The 16,813-nt window shown below is 70.4% G+C and carries 15 protein-coding genes and 4 pseudogenes; 9 read left to right on the top strand and 10 right to left on the bottom strand.

What is annotated here, in order from left to right; translation table 11 throughout:
• Window positions 1–1,757: catalase/peroxidase HPI (gene katG, locus ABZ281_RS10840; RefSeq protein ID WP_356654183.1), on the top strand; the 1,757-nt coding region annotated here is incomplete at its 5' end.
• A gap of 165 nt (window positions 1,758–1,922) precedes the next feature.
• Window positions 1,923–2,708: a carbonic anhydrase gene (locus tag ABZ281_RS10845; RefSeq protein WP_356654185.1), complete on the top strand. Its 786-nt coding sequence runs from the start codon at window positions 1,923–1,925 to the stop codon at window positions 2,706–2,708.
• Between the two features lie 46 nt (window positions 2,709–2,754).
• Here the strand turns inward: ABZ281_RS10845 and ABZ281_RS10850 are convergent, their stop codons facing one another.
• On the bottom strand, window positions 2,755–4,155 hold the full coding sequence (locus tag ABZ281_RS10850; RefSeq protein ID WP_356654187.1) for a Tat pathway signal sequence domain protein: 1,401 nt from the start codon (window positions 4,153–4,155) through the stop codon (window positions 2,755–2,757).
• Window positions 4,156–4,271: 116 nt separating this feature from the next.
• Complete coding sequence (locus ABZ281_RS10855) at window positions 4,272–5,990, bottom strand: VanW family protein (RefSeq protein WP_356654189.1); 1,719 nt, start codon at window positions 5,988–5,990, stop codon at window positions 4,272–4,274.
• Window positions 5,991–6,207: 217 nt separating this feature from the next.
• On the opposite strand from ABZ281_RS10855, the gene ABZ281_RS10860 reads away from it, so the two are divergent.
• The 3 genes from ABZ281_RS10860 to ABZ281_RS10870 all read left to right on the top strand — a co-directional run bounded on the left by ABZ281_RS10860 (window position 6,208) and on the right by ABZ281_RS10870 (window position 9,210).
• The gene (locus tag ABZ281_RS10860) at window positions 6,208–7,473 is read left to right on the top strand and encodes a glycosyltransferase family 4 protein (protein ID WP_356654191.1); all 1,266 of its coding nucleotides are present in this window, start codon (window positions 6,208–6,210) and stop codon (window positions 7,471–7,473) included.
• A complete protein-coding gene (locus tag ABZ281_RS10865; protein ID WP_356654193.1) occupies window positions 7,470–8,360 on the top strand; it encodes a transferase in 891 nt (296 codons plus the stop codon). The genes ABZ281_RS10860 and ABZ281_RS10865 overlap by 4 nt, the downstream gene beginning before the upstream one ends.
• Before the next feature lie 190 nt (window positions 8,361–8,550).
• Entirely contained in the window at window positions 8,551–9,210 is a 660-nt protein-coding gene (locus tag ABZ281_RS10870; protein ID WP_356654195.1) for a YceI family protein, read from the top strand.
• Between the two features lie 13 nt (window positions 9,211–9,223).
• On the opposite strand, the gene ABZ281_RS10875 is transcribed toward ABZ281_RS10870, so the two are convergent.
• The 5 genes and pseudogenes from ABZ281_RS10875 to ABZ281_RS10895 all read right to left on the bottom strand — a co-directional run bounded on the left by ABZ281_RS10875 (window position 9,224) and on the right by ABZ281_RS10895 (window position 12,287).
• Window positions 9,224–9,532, bottom strand: coding sequence for a molybdenum cofactor biosysynthesis protein (locus ABZ281_RS10875; protein ID WP_356654211.1), 309 nt, complete (start codon window positions 9,530–9,532; stop codon window positions 9,224–9,226).
• A gap of 50 nt (window positions 9,533–9,582) precedes the next feature.
• Window positions 9,583–9,702, bottom strand: a pseudogene (locus ABZ281_RS10880) (serine/threonine-protein phosphatase); the annotation flags it as partial.
• A gap of 105 nt (window positions 9,703–9,807) precedes the next feature.
• Window positions 9,808–10,629, bottom strand: a complete 822-nt coding sequence (locus tag ABZ281_RS10885) for a DUF817 domain-containing protein (protein WP_356654197.1) — start codon at window positions 10,627–10,629, stop codon at window positions 9,808–9,810.
• 27 nt (window positions 10,630–10,656) lie between these two features.
• Window positions 10,657–11,271: a hypothetical protein gene (locus tag ABZ281_RS10890; protein WP_356654199.1), complete on the bottom strand. Its 615-nt coding sequence runs from the start codon at window positions 11,269–11,271 to the stop codon at window positions 10,657–10,659.
• Window positions 11,272–11,288: 17 nt separating this feature from the next.
• On the bottom strand, window positions 11,289–12,287 hold the full coding sequence (locus ABZ281_RS10895) for an inorganic phosphate transporter (RefSeq protein WP_356654201.1): 999 nt from the start codon (window positions 12,285–12,287) through the stop codon (window positions 11,289–11,291).
• A 139-nt stretch (window positions 12,288–12,426) separates the two neighbouring features.
• Here ABZ281_RS10895 and ABZ281_RS10900 point away from each other — a divergent pair, with 139 nt between their 5' ends.
• The 3 genes from ABZ281_RS10900 to ABZ281_RS10910 all read left to right on the top strand — a co-directional run bounded on the left by ABZ281_RS10900 (window position 12,427) and on the right by ABZ281_RS10910 (window position 15,269).
• Window positions 12,427–13,026 (top strand): DUF998 domain-containing protein, encoded by a 600-nt coding sequence (locus ABZ281_RS10900; protein ID WP_356654203.1) that lies wholly within the window; start codon window positions 12,427–12,429, stop codon window positions 13,024–13,026.
• Between the two features lie 94 nt (window positions 13,027–13,120).
• Window positions 13,121–14,326, top strand: a complete 1,206-nt coding sequence (locus ABZ281_RS10905; protein ID WP_356654205.1) for a glycoside hydrolase family 64 protein — start codon at window positions 13,121–13,123, stop codon at window positions 14,324–14,326.
• A 271-nt stretch (window positions 14,327–14,597) separates the two neighbouring features.
• Window positions 14,598–15,269: a hypothetical protein gene (locus tag ABZ281_RS10910; RefSeq protein ID WP_356654207.1), complete on the top strand. Its 672-nt coding sequence runs from the start codon at window positions 14,598–14,600 to the stop codon at window positions 15,267–15,269.
• A gap of 34 nt (window positions 15,270–15,303) precedes the next feature.
• On the opposite strand, the pseudogene ABZ281_RS10915 reads toward ABZ281_RS10910, so the two are convergent.
• The 3 genes and pseudogenes from ABZ281_RS10915 to ABZ281_RS10925 form a co-directional block, all read right to left on the bottom strand.
• Window positions 15,304–15,666: pseudogene (locus ABZ281_RS10915) on the bottom strand (ABC transporter permease); the annotation flags it as partial.
• A gap of 156 nt (window positions 15,667–15,822) precedes the next feature.
• On the bottom strand, window positions 15,823–16,248 hold the full coding sequence (locus ABZ281_RS10920; protein ID WP_356654209.1) for a DUF6003 family protein: 426 nt from the start codon (window positions 16,246–16,248) through the stop codon (window positions 15,823–15,825).
• A gap of 147 nt (window positions 16,249–16,395) precedes the next feature.
• Window positions 16,396–16,737, bottom strand: a pseudogene (locus tag ABZ281_RS10925) (restriction endonuclease); the annotation flags it as partial.
• Window position 16,738: 1 nt separating this feature from the next.
• Here ABZ281_RS10925 and ABZ281_RS10930 point away from each other — a divergent pair.
• A pseudogene (locus tag ABZ281_RS10930) lies at window positions 16,739–16,813 on the top strand (co-chaperone GroES); the annotation flags it as partial.

Here is a 16,813-nt window from a genome sequence, read left to right on the forward strand (position 1 = left end):
AGAAGTACGGCCAGAGCATCTCCTGGGCCGACCTCATGATCCTCACCGGCAACGTCGCTCTGGAGCAGATGGGCTTCGAGACCTTCGGCTTCGCCGGCGGCCGCGCGGACGTCTGGGAGCCCGAGGAGGACGTGTACTGGGGCCCCGAGACCACCTGGCTCGACGACAAGCGCTACACGGGCGAGCGCGATCTGGAAAACCCGCTCGGCGCCGTCCAGATGGGCCTCATCTACGTCAACCCCGAGGGCCCCAACGGCAACCCGGACCCGATCGCCGCGGCCCGCGACATCCGCGAGACGTTCCGCCGCATGGCGATGAACGACGAGGAGACCGTCGCGCTGATCGCCGGCGGCCACACCTTCGGCAAGACCCACGGCGCGGGCCCGGCCGACAACGTCGGCGCCGACCCCGAGGCCGCCTCCATGGAGGAGCAGGGCCTGGGCTGGCGCAGTACCTACGGCACGGGCAAGGGCGGCGACGCCATCACCTCCGGCCTCGAGGTCACCTGGACCAGCACGCCCACCCAGTGGAGCAACGGCTTCTTCAAGAACCTCTTCGAGTTCGAGTACGAGCTCGAGCAGAGCCCGGCCGGCGCCAACCAGTGGGTGGCCAAGGACGCCCCGGAGACCGTCCCGGACGCGCACGACTCCTCGAAGAAGCACCGTCCGAAGATGCTCACCACGGACCTGGCGCTGCGCTTCGACCCGATCTACGAGCCCATCTCCCGTCGGTTCTACGAGAACCCGCAGGAGTTCGCGGACGCCTTCGCCCGCGCCTGGTTCAAGCTGACCCACCGTGACATGGGTCCGAAGTCGCTGTACCTCGGCCCGGAGGTCCCGGCCGAGACCCTGGTGTGGCAGGACCCGCTGCCCCAGGCCGAGGGCGAGAGCGTCGACGCCGGTGACATCGCGACCCTCAAGACCAAGCTCCTCGAGTCGGGCCTGTCCGTCTCGCAGCTGGTGTCCACCGCGTGGGCCTCGGCGTCCACCTTCCGCGGCAGCGACAAGCGCGGCGGTGCCAACGGCGCCCGTATCCGCCTCGAGCCGCAGCGCGGCTGGGAGGTCAACGAGCCCGACGAGCTGGCGCAGGTCCTGCGGGTCCTGGAAGGCATCCAGCACGAGTTCAACTCCGGCGCCAAGAAGGTCTCCCTGGCCGACCTGATCGTCCTCGGCGGCACCGCCGCCGTCGAGAAGGCCGCCAAGGAAGCCGGCTTCCAGGTGGAGGTCCCCTTCACCGCGGGCCGCGTGGACGCGACGGAGGAGCACACCGACGCCGAGTCGTTCGAGGCGCTCGAGCCGACCGCCGACGGGTTCCGCAACTACCACGGCAAGGGCAACCGCCTGCCGGCCGAGTTCCTGCTCCTGGACCGCGCGAACCTGCTCACCCTGAGCGCCCCCGAGATGACCGTCCTGGTCGGTGGCCTGCGCGTGCTGGGCGCCAACCACCAGCAGTCCCAGCTCGGCGCCTTCACCAAGACGCCCGGCTCGCTGACGAACGACTTCTTCGTCAACCTGCTCGACCTGGGCATCGAGTGGAAGTCGACGTCCGAGGACCAGACCACGTTCGAGGGCCGCGACACCGCCACGGGTGAGGTCAAGTGGGCCGGCTCCCGCGCCGACCTGGTCTTCGGCTCGAACTCCGAGCTGCGCGCCCTCGCCGAGGTCTACGCGAGCGACGACGCGAAGGAGAAGTTCGTCAACGACTTCGTCGCGGCGTGGGTCAAGGTCATGAACCTGGACCGGTTCGACCTGGTCTGATCACCCCCGCATGACAGGACGCCCGGGCCGGTGGGCCCGGGCGTTCCCGCTGGTTGCCTGAGGGACCGTCAAAGACTTTTCAAGGTAAGAGCATCACTTACCCAACTCTCACCATGAAACGGCAAGGATCCCGGCCGGCCGCGCAATCGGGCATACGTTCTGGCCGTGAACTCACATGCCACCTCCCACAGAGGTACCGGTCCCGAACCGCACCCCTTCGCCGGTGCACGGCCGACCACCGACGGCACCGCCCGCCGCACCCTGCTGCGCACCGCGCTGACCGGGGCCGCGGCCCTCGGCGCGGGCCTCGGTGCCACCGGTACGGCCACCGCCGCCCCCACCGCTCCCGGCCCCGCAGCGCCGCGACCCGGCACCCCGGACGAGGCCCTGAGGGAGCTGGCCGCTGGCAACCGCCGCTGGCGCACCTACCGGGAACGCCACCCGCACGAGAACCCCGCCATCCGGCGGACGCTGGCCACCTCCCAGCACCCCTTCGCGGTCGTGCTCGGCTGCATCGACTCGCGCGTTCCCCCCGAGCTGGTCTTCGACCAGGGACTGGGGGACCTGATGACCGTGCGCACCGCCGGTGAGGTGCTGGACGAGGCCGTGCTCGGCAGCGTCGCCTACGGCGTCCTGGAACTCGGCATACCGCTGGTCGTCGTCCTCGGTCACCAGTCGTGCGGCGCGGTGCGTGCCGCCGTGGCGGCGGAGCAGTCGGGGGACCACCTGCCCGCCCACATGCAGTACCTGGTCGACCAGATAGGCCCGGCCATAGACCACGGCCAGGAAGGGGACGCCAGGATCGACGCGACCGTGAGCGCCAACGTCCGGCTCGTACGCTCCCGGCTGGCCGGGGAACCCGAACTCGCCGCCAGGATCGCCACCGGCAAGCTGGCCGTCGTCGGCGCCCGCTACGAACTGACGACCCAGGCCGTGAACCGCCTCGCCTGAGACGCCGCCCGGTCCGCCGCACGCGGCAGCGGACCGGGCCGCCCCGTCACACCCGGAGCGGATTGAAGCGGGCCGCGGCCATCAGGTACCAGGCGGTCGCCCCGGTGTGCCGGTACGGGTAGTAGCCGAAGCCGAACCCCGTGTCCAGCGGACTGCTCGCGGACACCACCCCACCGCGCTCGGGCAGTGCCTTGCCTCCGACGGTCTGAGTGCCGCCCAGCAGATCCTGGGCCTGCTCGATCGAGTCGAGCAGCCGCCGTGCGCGTGCCTCGTCACCACGGGCCCCACGGTCGCGCAGGGCGAGCGCGAGATGTGCCGTCCCCTCGAACCACACGCCGTTGCGGTCGGGCTTGGGCTGGCCGTCGGCGATCGGCGCGCCCTCGTTCGCGAGCAGGCTCGCCGAGCTGAACGTGACGCCCTCGTACGACTGCCCCGCGGGCACCGTGCTGTTGGTGCGCCCGGAGTGATCCAGAACGGCCAGCTCCGCCACGGCCCAGTCCAGCGAACGGGAGCAGCCGGGGCTGCGGGAGCCGAACGCCAGATGCGTCCAGGTCTGCGTGTCCTCGGGAATCGGGGACTTGTTGACCGTCACGCCGTCGTTCGTGCCGGTGTAGAAGAACCCTCCGGACGGCTCCCACATCCGCTTCACGAACGCCTCGGCCCGGGCTTGCCGCTCGCGCCACACCCGGTCGCCGGTGAGCAGGGCGAGCCGCCCGAAGAGGCAGACCAGATCGGTGTTGTGCTCGGTCGAGGTGAACGGCAGCTTCTGGTTCGCCCCGTCGACCCCGAACTTGTAGCCGCCCAGTGGCTCGTCGGTCCGGCCGGTCCGCTCGATCCACTCGCCGATCCGGACGGCACCGGTGAGGAAGCGGCGCGCCCCGGTGCGGCGGGCGAGGGTGCTCAGCGCGATGCCCGCCCAGGCCATGTCGCCCACGGCCGTGCCGGTGAAGCCGAACTGGGTCCCGACGTTGGCGGTGCCGTCCGCCCGTACGAAGCCGTCGGGCTGGAGCGAGCCGTCGTAGAAGGTGTACGGGCCGGTGTTGTAGGCCTGCCGGAGTCTGCCGTCGTCGTGGGCCGGGTCGTGGTCCTGGGCGTGGAGCAGGGCGTCGCCCAGAGTCTTGGCCCTGGTCAGGCCGGCCGGGGTCCGGGCCGCGAGATGGGCCAGGATCGCGAGGGCGTTGTCGTAGGTGAAAGCGGTGCTGAAGAGGCCGGCCTGGTCGGTGTAGCTCTGCGTCAGGCGGATGTCGCCGTGGTCGGGGTAGGCGTCCATGGCGGCGGTGAGGAAAGCGTGCCCCCGGGCCGGACCCGCTGAGGGACGCGCACCGGCGGAGCCGGCCGCGAGGGCCTGGCCCGTGCCTGCGGCGGTGAGTCCCGCGGCACTGATGCCGAGCCCGGCACCGATGAGCGAACGCCGGCTGAGGGGGGCCGGGCCTTGTCTGCCAGTCATGGATCTCCCTTGAGAGCGCTCTCAATCAGTGGCCGCTCATTGTGCTGGCGCTCCGGGGCGGGGTCAACGCTCCGGTCGGAAGGGAGAGTTGCAGGGGAAGGTGAACGGGGAATGGATCACTCGCAGACGATCTCGTCACGCGGCGTATAGTGCGTGCGGTACGGCTCCCGCTTCACTTCCCGGCCGTCGTCGTAGAACACCCGCTCCACGGTGACGTCGAACCCTTCGAGCGGTGTCTGCGGCACGCACTCCGTGTCGTCGCTCACCTTCTTCTCCGGCTGCTTCACGTTGGTGCGCGGACCCGTGACCGACTTGATCTCGTCGTACTTGCGAGTGCCGAGGAACGAGACGGTGACGGAGGTGTCCGTGGACTCGGCCTGGATGTAGACGGCCTTGCCGGAGTCGTTGGTGAACCGCAGGTCCAGGCTGCCCCAGGCGACCGTCGCCTCGCGGCCCTCCGGGTAGCGCTCGATGTAGAACGAGTGCGCGCCGTGCTCCACGGGCTTGACCCCGGCGAAGAACAACGCGTTGTACAGGGTCGTCGCCACGGACGAGACCCCGCCGCCGGACGCCTTCGTGAACTTGTCGTCGAGGATGATGATGCCGTCCATGAAGCCGTTGGCCTCGGTGCGCTCACCGACGGTCCGGTTGAAGCTCCAGGTCTCGCCCGGCTCGACGACGGAGCCGTTGATGAGCTCCACGGCCCGGCCGATGTTCTTCGTGCGGTACTCGGCCGGTTCGAAGTGGACGGTGAAGGAGGACATCTTCTCCGTCAGCCCCAGCTCCGCGGCGTTCTCGCGGGTCACCTCCGGCTGGGTCCGGCGTACCTCCACCTCGCCGCTGCGGTCGGCGCCCGACTTGGTGAGCAGCGGCAGCACCGCCTCGCCGAGCGCCTTGGCACCGACCGACTGTCCCACCGTGGCGTCCTCGGTCACCACGGCCTTGTCGCCTTCCGGCCGCAGCTTCGCGTTCTCGGCGGTCGTGGTGATGTCGTCCAGCGGGCCCGCCACTGCGGCTTCGGTGCGCAGCCCCTTCGCGTCGAGCTCCGGTCTCAGTGCGCCGCCGCTGTCCGGGCTCATGGTCAGATGCTCGCCCAGGGCCTCCTGGCCGACCGTGAACCGCTTGCCCGCAGCGGTGAGCGTGACGGGGCCCGACATGGCCGGCTCCGCGAAGCCGCGTACCGCCTGCCGCACCTCGTCGGCGGTGACCTTCGGCCGGGTCTCGCGGGTGGGCAGGGGAGTGGCGGTCGCGGTGTGGCCGCGCAGGAAGGAGTCGCGCAGGGGCCCGACAGCGGTGTCCACGTCCAGCGCGTACCCCGTCCGCGGTGCGACGGTCTTCACCTGCCCGTCGTCGAACGCGACGGCGCCGTCCCTGACCTTCTGGTCGAGCCCTTTCGCCAGCTGCCCGAGGGCCGCCCGGGCCTTGCCCTCGTCGAGGTCGACGACGGGTTCGATGTCGCCGCCCGAGCGGAAGAGCCCGCCGAACACGCTGAGCGGATCGGCGCCGGTGCGCGCCGCCCGGTCGACGGTCTCCTGGACGTCGTAGGAGAGACCCGCGCGCTCCGGATCGACGCTGCCGGTGCGGTCACCGACCTTCACGGGCAGCTCCCGGGCGCCGGTCGCGCCCAGCTCCCGTTCCAGCTTCCGCACCGCCTCCGCGCGGCTCAGCCCCCCGATCTCCACCCCGCGCACCGTCGTACCGGAGTCGATCTGGCCGCCCGTGAGGAGCAGCCCGGCGAGATACAGACCGCCCACCCCCACGGTCAGGGCACCGCCGGCCAGGGCGAGGGGCGGGAGGGAGGTGATGCGCGGGGTGGAGGCTGTACGGGGGCGCATGGGTCTCCTGAAGATCGATACGAGGGTGCACCCGTGATGCGACGCTGCTGCGGGCAAACACATCCAGCTATCCACACATCGGGGGCAAACCGATATGGCCCAGGCCACTTATGTCCGAGATCATTCCGGAATCGGCGAAACCGTCCCTGGCGTACGGCCCGGCCACAGAGTGGTAACGGCGAACAACGAACGGGGCGTTGACACGGTCTAGGCCACCATGAAGATCTCTTTCCTGATTCACAACGCCTACGGGATCGGAGGCACGATCACCACCACGTTCAACCTGGCCGGAGCCCTCGCCGAGCGGCACGACGTGGAGGTCGTCTCCGCCTTACGGCACCGCGAGCACCCCAACCTCGTGCTCGATCCGCGGGTGCGGCTGCGAGCCCTGGTGGATCTGCGCAAAGAGGCGGATCATCCGCTGCACCAGAGACCGGCGAGGGTGTTCCCGCCCGCCGAGTACCGCCACCACCAGTACAGCGAGCTGACCGACCAGCGCATCGGAGAGTGCCTCGCGGCGCTCGACACCGACGTCGTCATCGGCACCCGCCCCGGCCTCAACGTGCACATCGCCCGCCAGGCCCCGCGGCACGTCCTGCGCGTCGGCCAGGAGCACCTCACGCTCGACAACCACTCGCCGCGGCTGCGCACAGCCCTGCGCCGCGCCTACCGCAGCCTCGATGTGATCACCCCGGTGACGGAAGCGGACGCCGCCGCCTACCGGCGCAAGATGTGGCTCCCCGGCGTCCATGTGGAGGCCCTCCCCAACAGCGTTCCCGACCCCGCCCTGCCGCCCGCCGACAGCACCGCCAAGGTGGTGATCGCCGCGGGCCGCCTGGTCCCGGTCAAGCGCTACGACCTCCTCATCGAGGCGTTCGCCCAGGTCGCCGCCGCGCACCCGGACTGGCAGCTGCGCATCTACGGCAAGGGCGAGGAGCAGCCCCGGCTGCGGGAGCTCATCGAGCGGCTCGGGCTGTGGAACAACGTGTTCCTGATGGGGGCCGCCACGCCCATGGAGGCCGAATGGGCCAAGGGCTCGATCGGCGCGGCCGCGTCCAACTTCGAACCGTTCGGCATGACCATCGTCGAGGCGATGCGCTGCGGCCTTCCCGTCGTCAGCACCGACTGCCCCTACGGCCCCGGCGAGATCATCCAGGACGGGACCGACGGCCGGCTCGTACCCGTCGGGGACAGTGCCGCGCTCGGCGCCGCCCTGCTGGAACTCGTCGGCGACGACGAGCGCCGCCGCCGCATGAGCCGAGCCGCCCTGGACAACGCGCGCCGCTTCGCCCCCGGCCCCGTGGTCGCCCAGGCCGAACGTCTCCTGGAGGCGGCCGCCGCGGCCAGGGACACCGGCCGGGGCGCCACCGCGCAGGGCCACGGCACCCGGAGCGCCCTGGCCGGCCGGGGCCACGCCGCCCGCGACGCCGCCCACGCCGCTGCCTCCGGCGTTCTGCGATCGATACGGAAGGGGCGTCGATGAGCACGCCGGAGAACGAGATGACCAGCACGCACGAGCGCACGGCGACCGGCATGCCGGAGGGCACGGCGACGAGGGCGCGGAACGACATCCGCGCCACCCACCCGCGCGCCCACTGCGCGATCGACACGGACGGCCGGATCACCTTCCGCCTCCCGCCGGCCACCACCCCACACCCCCAGGTGCTCCTGCGCCTGCGTCCCAAGAAGGGCCGTCCCGAGACGACCCTGCACGTGCTCGACCTGGAGCCCGACCGGGCCGACGGTCACGGGCACGCCGTCCTGGAACCGCACCCGGTCCTCGACGAGGGCCGATGGGACGTGTACCTGCTGCCGGAACCCGGAGCCGAGCGCCGGCGGCTGCGCCCCGGCCTGAGGGACCTGCGCAACCTCGTCGACGGCCACCTGCGCGAGTGCCCCTCGCCGGTCGCGGTCAGGATCCCGTACGCCACCAAGGACGGCTTCCTCGCCCTGAGGACATGGCGGCGCACCGCCCATGCGGAGGCCCGCGCCATCGGCGTCGAGGGCCGGCTCCTGACGGTCACGGCCCGCCTGCACGGAGCCGAGCTCGACGAGGACGCCACCGTGCGGCTGCGCCTGCGAGGCACCGACACCGTGCGCACCCTCCGCCCCCGGACCGACGACGACGGCAAGGGCTTCTCCTTCACGGCCGGCCCCGGGGACCTGACGGCGGACGGCGGGGGAGCGGGCCGGATCTGGGACGTCTTCGTCCGTCCCGCCGCCGAGGCACCGCCGATCAGGGTCGCCCGGCTGCTCGACGACGTGGCGGACCGCAAGCACGTGCACGTCTACCCGGCGATCGAGGCGGACGGATCCACATTCCGCCCCTACTACACCGTCGACAACGACCTCGCGATAGAGGCGACGTAAGACCGATTCACCGAAATGCCCGAAATGAAAATTCCGGAAGCTCCGGATGGTCGTTTCGGCGAGGCGCCGCGACAGCCATGTGTGGATTTTGTGCAAAGCGGCGGCATAAGGGGTCACGGGCTCGTTCTCAACAGCCGCAAATCGGGAGGGGACTTGCGGCCATAACCAAACTCAAGTACCTAGATGAATCATGAACCTGTTCAACCGCGTTGTGCCGTCCCGTCGGCAGGCACCGCTCCCCCCACAGCGCCCCACCGGCGCACCGGCATCCTCCACTGCCGAGCTGCCGGACCCCAACCTGGCCGATCTGTCCGGCGAATGGGTCGTCGATCCTGCGCACAGCAGGATCGGCTTCTCCGTCCGGCACGCCATGGTGACCACCGTGCGCGGTTGTTTCCTGGAGTACGAAAGCCGGCTCTACTTCGACGCGCACGACCCCGCACGGTCGCGGGCCGACATCACTCTGTTCACCGCCAGTGTCGACACCGGAGTGGAACAACGCGACGCCCACTTGGTCGGGCGTGACTTCCTCGACGCCGCCACCTATCCGCGTATGCGCTTCACCAGCACGGAGGTGCAGCAGACGGGCGCCGACCTGTTCAGCATGTCGGGCGAGCTGACCATCAAAGGAGTCTCCCGCCCTGTCGTACTCGACATGACCTACATCGGAAATGTCACCGACCCCTTCGGCTATGACCGGGTCGGCTTCGACGGCACCACCACCATCAACCGCTCGGACTGGGGCCTGACGTACAACAGCAGGCTCGCCGAGGGCGGTGCGATGGTCAGTGAGAAGGTGCGCCTGCAGCTCGACATCGCTGCCATCCGTACGCCACCGTCGGGCGGCTGACCGCCCCGGGGGGCTACGACCCGGCGTCGGACCCGGCCACGACCCTGAATGTGGCCGGGCCGAGCGTGAGCACCCCGTCGCTCAGTGGCGTGCACCTGACACTGCCCCTGCCATGCAGGTCCCGCTGGGCACCGGGGCCGATGGTCACGTCCATCCAGGCGCAGGGCCGGGCGGCACGCTTCACGGCGAACTCCACCGGCCCGGCGCCGCAGTCGAGCGAGAACGTCGCCCCGGCACAGGAGTCGATGTCGACCCCACGCAGCAGGATGTTCCGGCGGGTGTGCCGCAGGTCGGCGCCGGCCGGGAGGCTCTCCGAGGCCATGATGGCCACCGCAGCGTTCCGGTGGGCCGGCCGGGCGTAGTAGCGGTCGCCGCGATCGCCAGTTCGACCCGGGACCGCTGCATCTCGGCCTGCGCACGCGCCTGAGCCGTCAGGGCCCCGAGCCTGGTCAGCAGCTCGTCGCCGTCGTCCGTCGTGCCGATGCGGGACATGGATCACTCCGGCGAGGATGGCCACGGTAGGTGACGACCCGCGAGGTCACATCCCCTGATTTACGTCCATAGGATGATACTCAGGCGAAGGCCTCGGCGACGACTTCACGCTTCTCGGGGGCTCTCACCACCCTCCCGCGCCTCCGCGGAATCCGTACGCCGCCCCACCGCCGCCAGCACGAACGTCACGCTGATCAGCATCGCCCAGGCCCCGAACTTCTCCACCCCCACCGGCTCCCAGCCGTGCTCCTGATACGGGTAGCGCCAGGCGCCGACCAAGGTCGCCAGATTCTCCGCCACCCACAGGAAGAACCCGATCAGCACGAATGCCAGCGCCAGCGGCATCCGCCGGCGCACCCGTCGCACCGTGAACCGCACCGAGGTCCCCAGCGTGACGGCTCCGAGCAGCCCGGCCAGCACCCAGCGCGCGTCGGGCAGCCAGTGGTGGCTGAAGAAGTTGACGTATATGGCGGCGGCGACCAAAGCCGTCGCGCGCGGCCGATAGCGCACGAGCCCGAGATCGAACAGGTGCCAGGCCCGGCAGACGTAGCTGCCCACGGCCGCGTACAGGAACCCGCCGTACAACGGGACGCCTGCGAACTTCAGTACGGCCGGCTCCGGGTAGCTCCAGGAACCGAGCGACACCTTCACCAGCTCGAAGGCCAGGCCGATGACATGGCAGACCGCGGTGACGGCGACGTCCCGCCCGTTCTCCCAGCCGCGGGCCCAGAACACCAGCGTGAGCAGCACACCGTAGACGACCAGCAGGTCGTAGCGCGCGACGGGCAGTTCGGGCAGCAGCGTGGACACGGCCACGCCGGACAGCAGGGCGAGGGCGAAAGCGCAGGCCCGCGTCTGTGTCCAGGCGAACGTGAGCAGCTGGCGAACCGATGTGGCCAGGGGGCCGGTGATGCTGGCAGGGATCATGGTGCCCTGTAGGACGACCCCGTCCGCTCAACGGTTGCAGCGAAACTCCCTGCTCGGAGCCCCGTGGCCGGTGCGCTCCCGCGCCTGGGCCACGGCCTCCCGCAACAGCTCCGACAGCCGCTGATCGGCGGCCGGTGCGACACACAGCACGCCGAGCGCCTGCTCGAGGTGACGGCGCCCCGGTCCGCGCCACCACAGCAGATCGGCGATCCTGGCCGATGGACCAGCCGCGGGCGCGTGGGCGAGTCTCTCCGCCCTCCGACGGCACGCACGGCCGCGCCGCGCCAGCCGCCGTGACGTGGGACGCACCAGGCGTGCCGCATCCACGACCGCGCCGACGAGCAGCGGCGCGTAGTCGCGGCCGGCGGGACGGGCGTCGGCGAGGTCGGCGGCCAGCGGCCACAGAGCGTGCCGGGCGTCGTCACCGACGCTGTCGTTGACCACCCGGGCCAGGGCCGCGAGGGCCGGATGCGTCCCGGCCGGGCTGTCGGTGAAACGGCCCGCGGACAGCAGGGCGGCGGCCTCCATCAGACAGGCGCCGTCGTCCGGGTGCAGATGGGCGAAACGCCCGGGCACCGGAAGGCCGTCCGGGGCTCCGGCGGGGGACTCCACGGACGCCCTGCGGCCGGGAAGAGAGGTCATGGACGCCTCCGCTGTGATCACAGACCGGTGACGGCGTGCAGCAGGAGATAGAGCGCCGCTGCCGGGATCCCCGCGCCGGGGAACGTGAAAATCCAGGCGGTACCGATCGAACGAGCCACCTGCCAGCGTACGGCGGAGAAGCGCTTGGTGGCACCGGCACCCAGAATGGCCGCGGTGATCGTCTGCGTGGTGGAGATCGGCGCCTTCACCAGGAACGCGGTCGTGTAGAGGACGGCCGCGGCAGCCGTCTCGGCGGCGAAGCCGCGGGGCGGGTCGAGGTGCACGATGCGCCGCCCCAGGGTGGTGATGATGCGACGCCCGCCGGTGTACGTGCCGGCGGCCATGGCGAGCGCGACGGCGGCGATCACCCACACCGGCACCGAGAAGTCGTCCTGCCAGCCGGCCGTGACCAGCGCCAGCACGATGACCCCCATGGTCTTCTGCGCGTCCTGCAACCCGTGCCCCAGTCCCATGGCCGCAGCGGAGACGGTCTGCGCCAGGCGGAAGCGCCGCGTGATGCGCCGGGGCGTCGAACGGCGGAACACCCACAGGATGCCCGTGTGCAGCAGGTAGCCGAGCACCACGCCGACCAGCGGGGACAGCAGCATCGGCAGGATGACCTTGTCCAGGATGCCCGCCCACTGCACCGTGGCGGACGCGGCGAGCGCGGCACCTACCAGCCCGCCGATCAGGGCGTGCGAGGACGAGGTGGGCAGCCCCCGCCACCAGGTGAAGACGTTCCATCCGATGGCGCCGAGGAGCGCGCACAGGACGAGCAGCAACCCGGAGGTCGCCTCGGGCGCCCCGATGATGCCGCTGCCGACGGTCTGGGCGACACCGGTGCCCAGGAAGGCGCCGCAGAAGTTCATCACCGCGGCCATGGCCAGTGCCACGCGCGGCGTCAGGGCCCTGGTGGAGATGGAGGTGGCGATCGCGTTGGCGGCGTCGTGGAAGCCGTTGGTGAAGTCGAACGTCAGCCCTACGATGATGATCAGCACCACGAGAGTGAGCTCCATGTCTGATCACCTTTCGACGCGTGGCCGCTCGGTTCCATCGTGCGCTCAACGAGAGGAGCGGGCCGTGCGGCTACGCCACGTGGGGCGGGTGGTTCGAGGGAACCCCTGAGACGCGGATGGGCCGCTTTACGGTGTCCTGATGCGATCTGTTCCTACGTGGGCACTGGTGTCATCCGGGTGCGCGCCGGTCTTCCTGATCATGGGCTGGCTGGTGGCGGCATCCTTGCAGGGCTCGCCCTACGACCCCGCCGCCCAGACCATCAGCGTCCTGGCGGCCCCCGGAAACTCGGGGTCCTGGGTGATGACGGCGGCATTCATCGCGTTGGGCTTCTGCCACCTGCTGACCGCCTGGGGCCTGCGCCCGGCCGCGACCGCGGGGCGGATGGCCCTGGCGGCCGGAGGCGTATCGGCACTGGCCGTGGCCGTGGTCCCGGCCCCGAGCAGCGGCGGCTCGCTGAGCCACGGTTCCGTGACCGCCGTGGGTTTCGCCGTCCTCGCGGCATGGCCCGTCCTGGCGGCCAGGGCGGGTACCGCGGTGCCCTGGGCCCTGCGCCCGTTCCCGTCCCTGGGGGCCACGGGGGTCATGGCGGTCGGCGCGGCCTGGTTCCTGATCGAGCTGCACCTCCATGGCGTGGCGGGCGTGGCCGAGCGGGCCGTGACGACCCTCCAGTCGGTCTGGCCCTTCGTGGTCGTTCTTTCCTGCCTGCGCGGATCCCCGCGCGACGGGTGCCCGAGCTGACCGAGTGTTCCCGTGTGTTGACAGGTACGGACCAAGGGCGCAACTCTGAGAGCGCTCTCAGAATGTCGGCCAACTGTCGAACGGAGGCAAGAGCGTGTTGCGAACTCTCAGGCGCCGGGCCACGGCCGCGGGGCTGTCCCTCGCCACGGTCCTCGCCGGCTCCCTGCTGGCGACCGGAACGGGTGCGTCGGCCCATGCCGCCGTGCCGGCGACGATCCCTCTGAAGATCACCAACAATTCGGCCCGCGGCGAGCAGCTGTACATCTACAACCTCGGCACGGAACTCTCGACCGGACGGCAGGGCTGGGCCGACGCGGGTGGCACGTTCCATCCCTGGCCGGCGGGCGGCAACCCGCCGACTCCCGCTCCCGACGCCTCGATCCCGGGCCCCGCGGCAGGGCAGTCGGCCACGATCCGCATGCCGAAGTTCTCCGGCCGCGTGTACTTCTCCTACGGCCACAAGCTGGTCTTCAAGCTCACCACCGGAGGCCTGGTCCAGCCCGCCGTGCAGAACCCGACCGATCCCAACCGCAACATCCTCTTCAACTGGTCGGAGTACACGCTCAACGACTCGGGCCTGTGGATCAACAGCACACAGGTCGACATGTTCTCCGCTCCCTACGCGGTGGGAGTGCAGCGGGCCGACGGCAGCACGGCGAGCACCGGCCGGCTCAAGCCCGGCGGCTACAACGGGTTCTTCAACGCCCTCAGGGGGCAGCCGGGCGGCTGGGCGAATCTGATCCAGACCCGATCCGACGGCACCGTACTGCGCGCTCTGTCACCGCTGTACGGCCTGGAGACCGGCGCCCTGCCGGCCACCGTCATGGACGACTACATCAACCGCGTCTGGCGGAAGTACTCGACCTCGACCCTGACGGTCACCCCGTTCGCCGACCAGCCCGGCACCAAGTACTTCGGCCGGGTCTCCGGCGGCGTCATGAACTTCACCAACAGTGCCGGGGCCGTCGTCACCGGCTTCCAGAAGCCGGACGCCTCCTCCGTCTTCGGCTGCCACGGGAGGCTCGACGCCCCCAACGATCAGGTGCGCGGACCGATCTCGCGCACCCTGTGCGCCGGCTTCAACCGGTCCACACTGCTGGTCAATCCCAACCAGCCCGACGCCGGTGCAACCGACTTCTACAAGGACGACGTCACCAACCACTACGCCCGCAAGATCCACGCCCAGATGGCGGACGGGAAGGCGTACGCCTTCGCCTTCGACGACGTCGGCCATCACGAATCACTCGTACACGACGGCAACCCGCGTCAGGCCTATCTCACGCTCGAACCGCTCAACTGACCGGCTTTCCGAACGCCGTCGGCACCTCGATCCGATCGTGGTGCCGACGGCTTTGTCGTACTGACCTGCAAGCCGTTCCAAAAATCAATCTCCGGCGCACGAAGTTGGCCGTTCATCAGTTTCGGAATCAATTACAACTTTGCGATCCCTTGGTGTAGTTGGGCTGTCGATTACGTGAGCCTCGTTTGCATCATGCGGTGACCACAACCCCTGCCGGAACAAGGGCCGTTGTGGTCACCTTCCCCCCACGGAACGGTGAGAGGCACCAACGATGACGATGAACCACGCCCTGCGGTACGGCAGCCGCACGCTCGCGTTGACGGCGACCGCACTCGGGGTGATCGCGACGGCCGTGCCGGCCGCGGCCGAGGAACAGCCCACCGCGGAGCAGATCATGGCCGACTGCGCTTCCGGCGAAGGCAAGTGCAGTTTCAATTCCCCCGAGCTCGGCAGGGCCTATCTCGGTGAGCCGCGTCAGGTCTCCGAACTGCTCTTCAACTGCACCGATTCACCCGCCTCCCAGTCGATGTCATGGGCCGACACCGTGGGCTCCTCCCATTCGGTGGGCGGCTCGGTCACCGTGGGCGGCGGCATCGAGGGCATCATCACCGCCAGTGTGACCGCGACGTACAACTACACCTGGCAGAGCTCGCACACGGAGACCAGTTCCTTCACCGTGTCCGTGAAGCCGGGAGAAGTGGGCTGGATCTCCCGCGCCCAGGTGATGCGGCGGATATCCGGCACGTGGCAGACCCACTACGACGACCCCAAGTGGGGCCACTACTACTGGTTCGTGCCCGACACCGTCACCGGCCCGGCCCCGAACGGCACCGACGGCAAGCACAGCGCGGTCGTGGTCAAGTCCCGCAAGATGACGGCGGACGAGAAGAAGCTGTGCGACGGCGGGTCCACGGAGAACAAGGTCTTCACCCGCAGCCGCTGAACCGGCCCCGCCTTCGCAGTGGGGCCGACCGTGTCTACTTCGGGTCGCGGTCGAAGAGCGACTTGGACCAGAGGTGGCCGAGCGCGGCCGGCCCCACGCATCAGACCACGGCGAGTCAGCCGTTGTGGCCGATCCCGGTGCCGAGCAGCAGACCGCGCAGGGTCTCGATCGCCGGGGTGAACGGCTGGTACTCGACGATCGGCCGGAACCAGCCCGGCATCGCGTCCACCGGCACGAAGGCGCTGGACAGGAAGGGCAGGATCATCAGCGGCATCGCGTTGTTGCCGGCCGCCTCGGCGTTCGGACCGGACAGGCCCATCCCGACGGCGATCCAGGTGAGCGCCAGGGGCATGAGGACCACCAGCGCGAAGGCCAGGATCCACTCCGGCGCGGTGGCGTGGTGGCACCCATGTGAGCGTGAGATGGCGCCATGTGGCTACACGTGGTGCCCCATGGTGGTGGGCGGGCACGCCGATCGGCCCCGCCCGGTAGTGCTCGCCCGGCGGGGCCGACTGCTGGAACGGTCGCGGCGCGCGGGGTGCCCGCGGTGGCGTCAACTGCTTGCGGCGGCGGTCACCGCGGCGGGATCCACCCCGGTCAGTTCGACGATGCGGTGGGGTGCCACACCGGCAGCCAGTGCGCGTCCGATCAGGCCGTCCCGCCCGTCGGCGCAGTCACGGTAGGCGAGCAGTTCCTCCTCCACCCGGGCCAGCGGCTCCGGAACCAGGTGGTGGCGGAGGCGGACCAGCTCCTCCTCACTCAGCGGGACGGGCAGTCGTTCCGCTCCCTCGGGCACGGCGGCTGTCTCCTCCGGCGGGAGCAGGCGCAGGTGCGGTGAGGTCGGCGTGCTTCCCTGGGCATCGAGCCAGGCGCGCACCGCGGGGGTATCCATGCATGCGAGTTCACCGACGGCGGCCGGCGCGGCGCCGAGCTGCGCGGAGGCGTCGTCGAGCAGGAACAAATAGGCGTCGTCGGTCATCCTCGGCTCCTTCGCAACAGGGTGCTGGTCGACATCCACTACCCCGCCGCGCCCCGATTAGCGCCGGACTCACGGCGCTTGATCGGGGGGACGGCGACGGCGAACCGCGCCGGTCCCCGCGGGCATGCAGCGGGCGGCCCGTCCTGCTCAAGGCTCGGCACCGGCTGTCTCCCAGCCGGCCGCCCCGCCTCCCAGGGGGACTTCCCAGGGCCGGGGGCCGGTGCCGTCCGTCCACGCCTCCAGGGCCTCCCCGTCCACGCACAGGATGCCGCACTGCTCGGCGTACTCCATCGCGGGCGCTGTGAAGTCACTCGTGCTGACCAGTACGGCGACATCGGCTTCGTGCACGGCGAAGCACGTGCCGCCGAAACGCTGGAGATCCTGGGAACCGACCCGGTGGGACTCGTCGTAGTGCTTGCACTGCATGACGATCCTGCGCCCGTCGGGCGTCACCGCCAGGACATCGGCCCCCAGATCCCCGGCGCCGCCGTGGGCCGAGGTCGTCGCGGTGGGGCAGAACGTGCGGACCGTGGAGACCGGCGACCGGGTGCTGTACGACCCTGAG

Origin of the sequence: Streptomyces sp. NPDC006265 (genome assembly GCF_040613555.1) — a bacterium.
Lineage (GTDB): Bacteria > Actinomycetota > Actinomycetes > Streptomycetales > Streptomycetaceae > Streptomyces.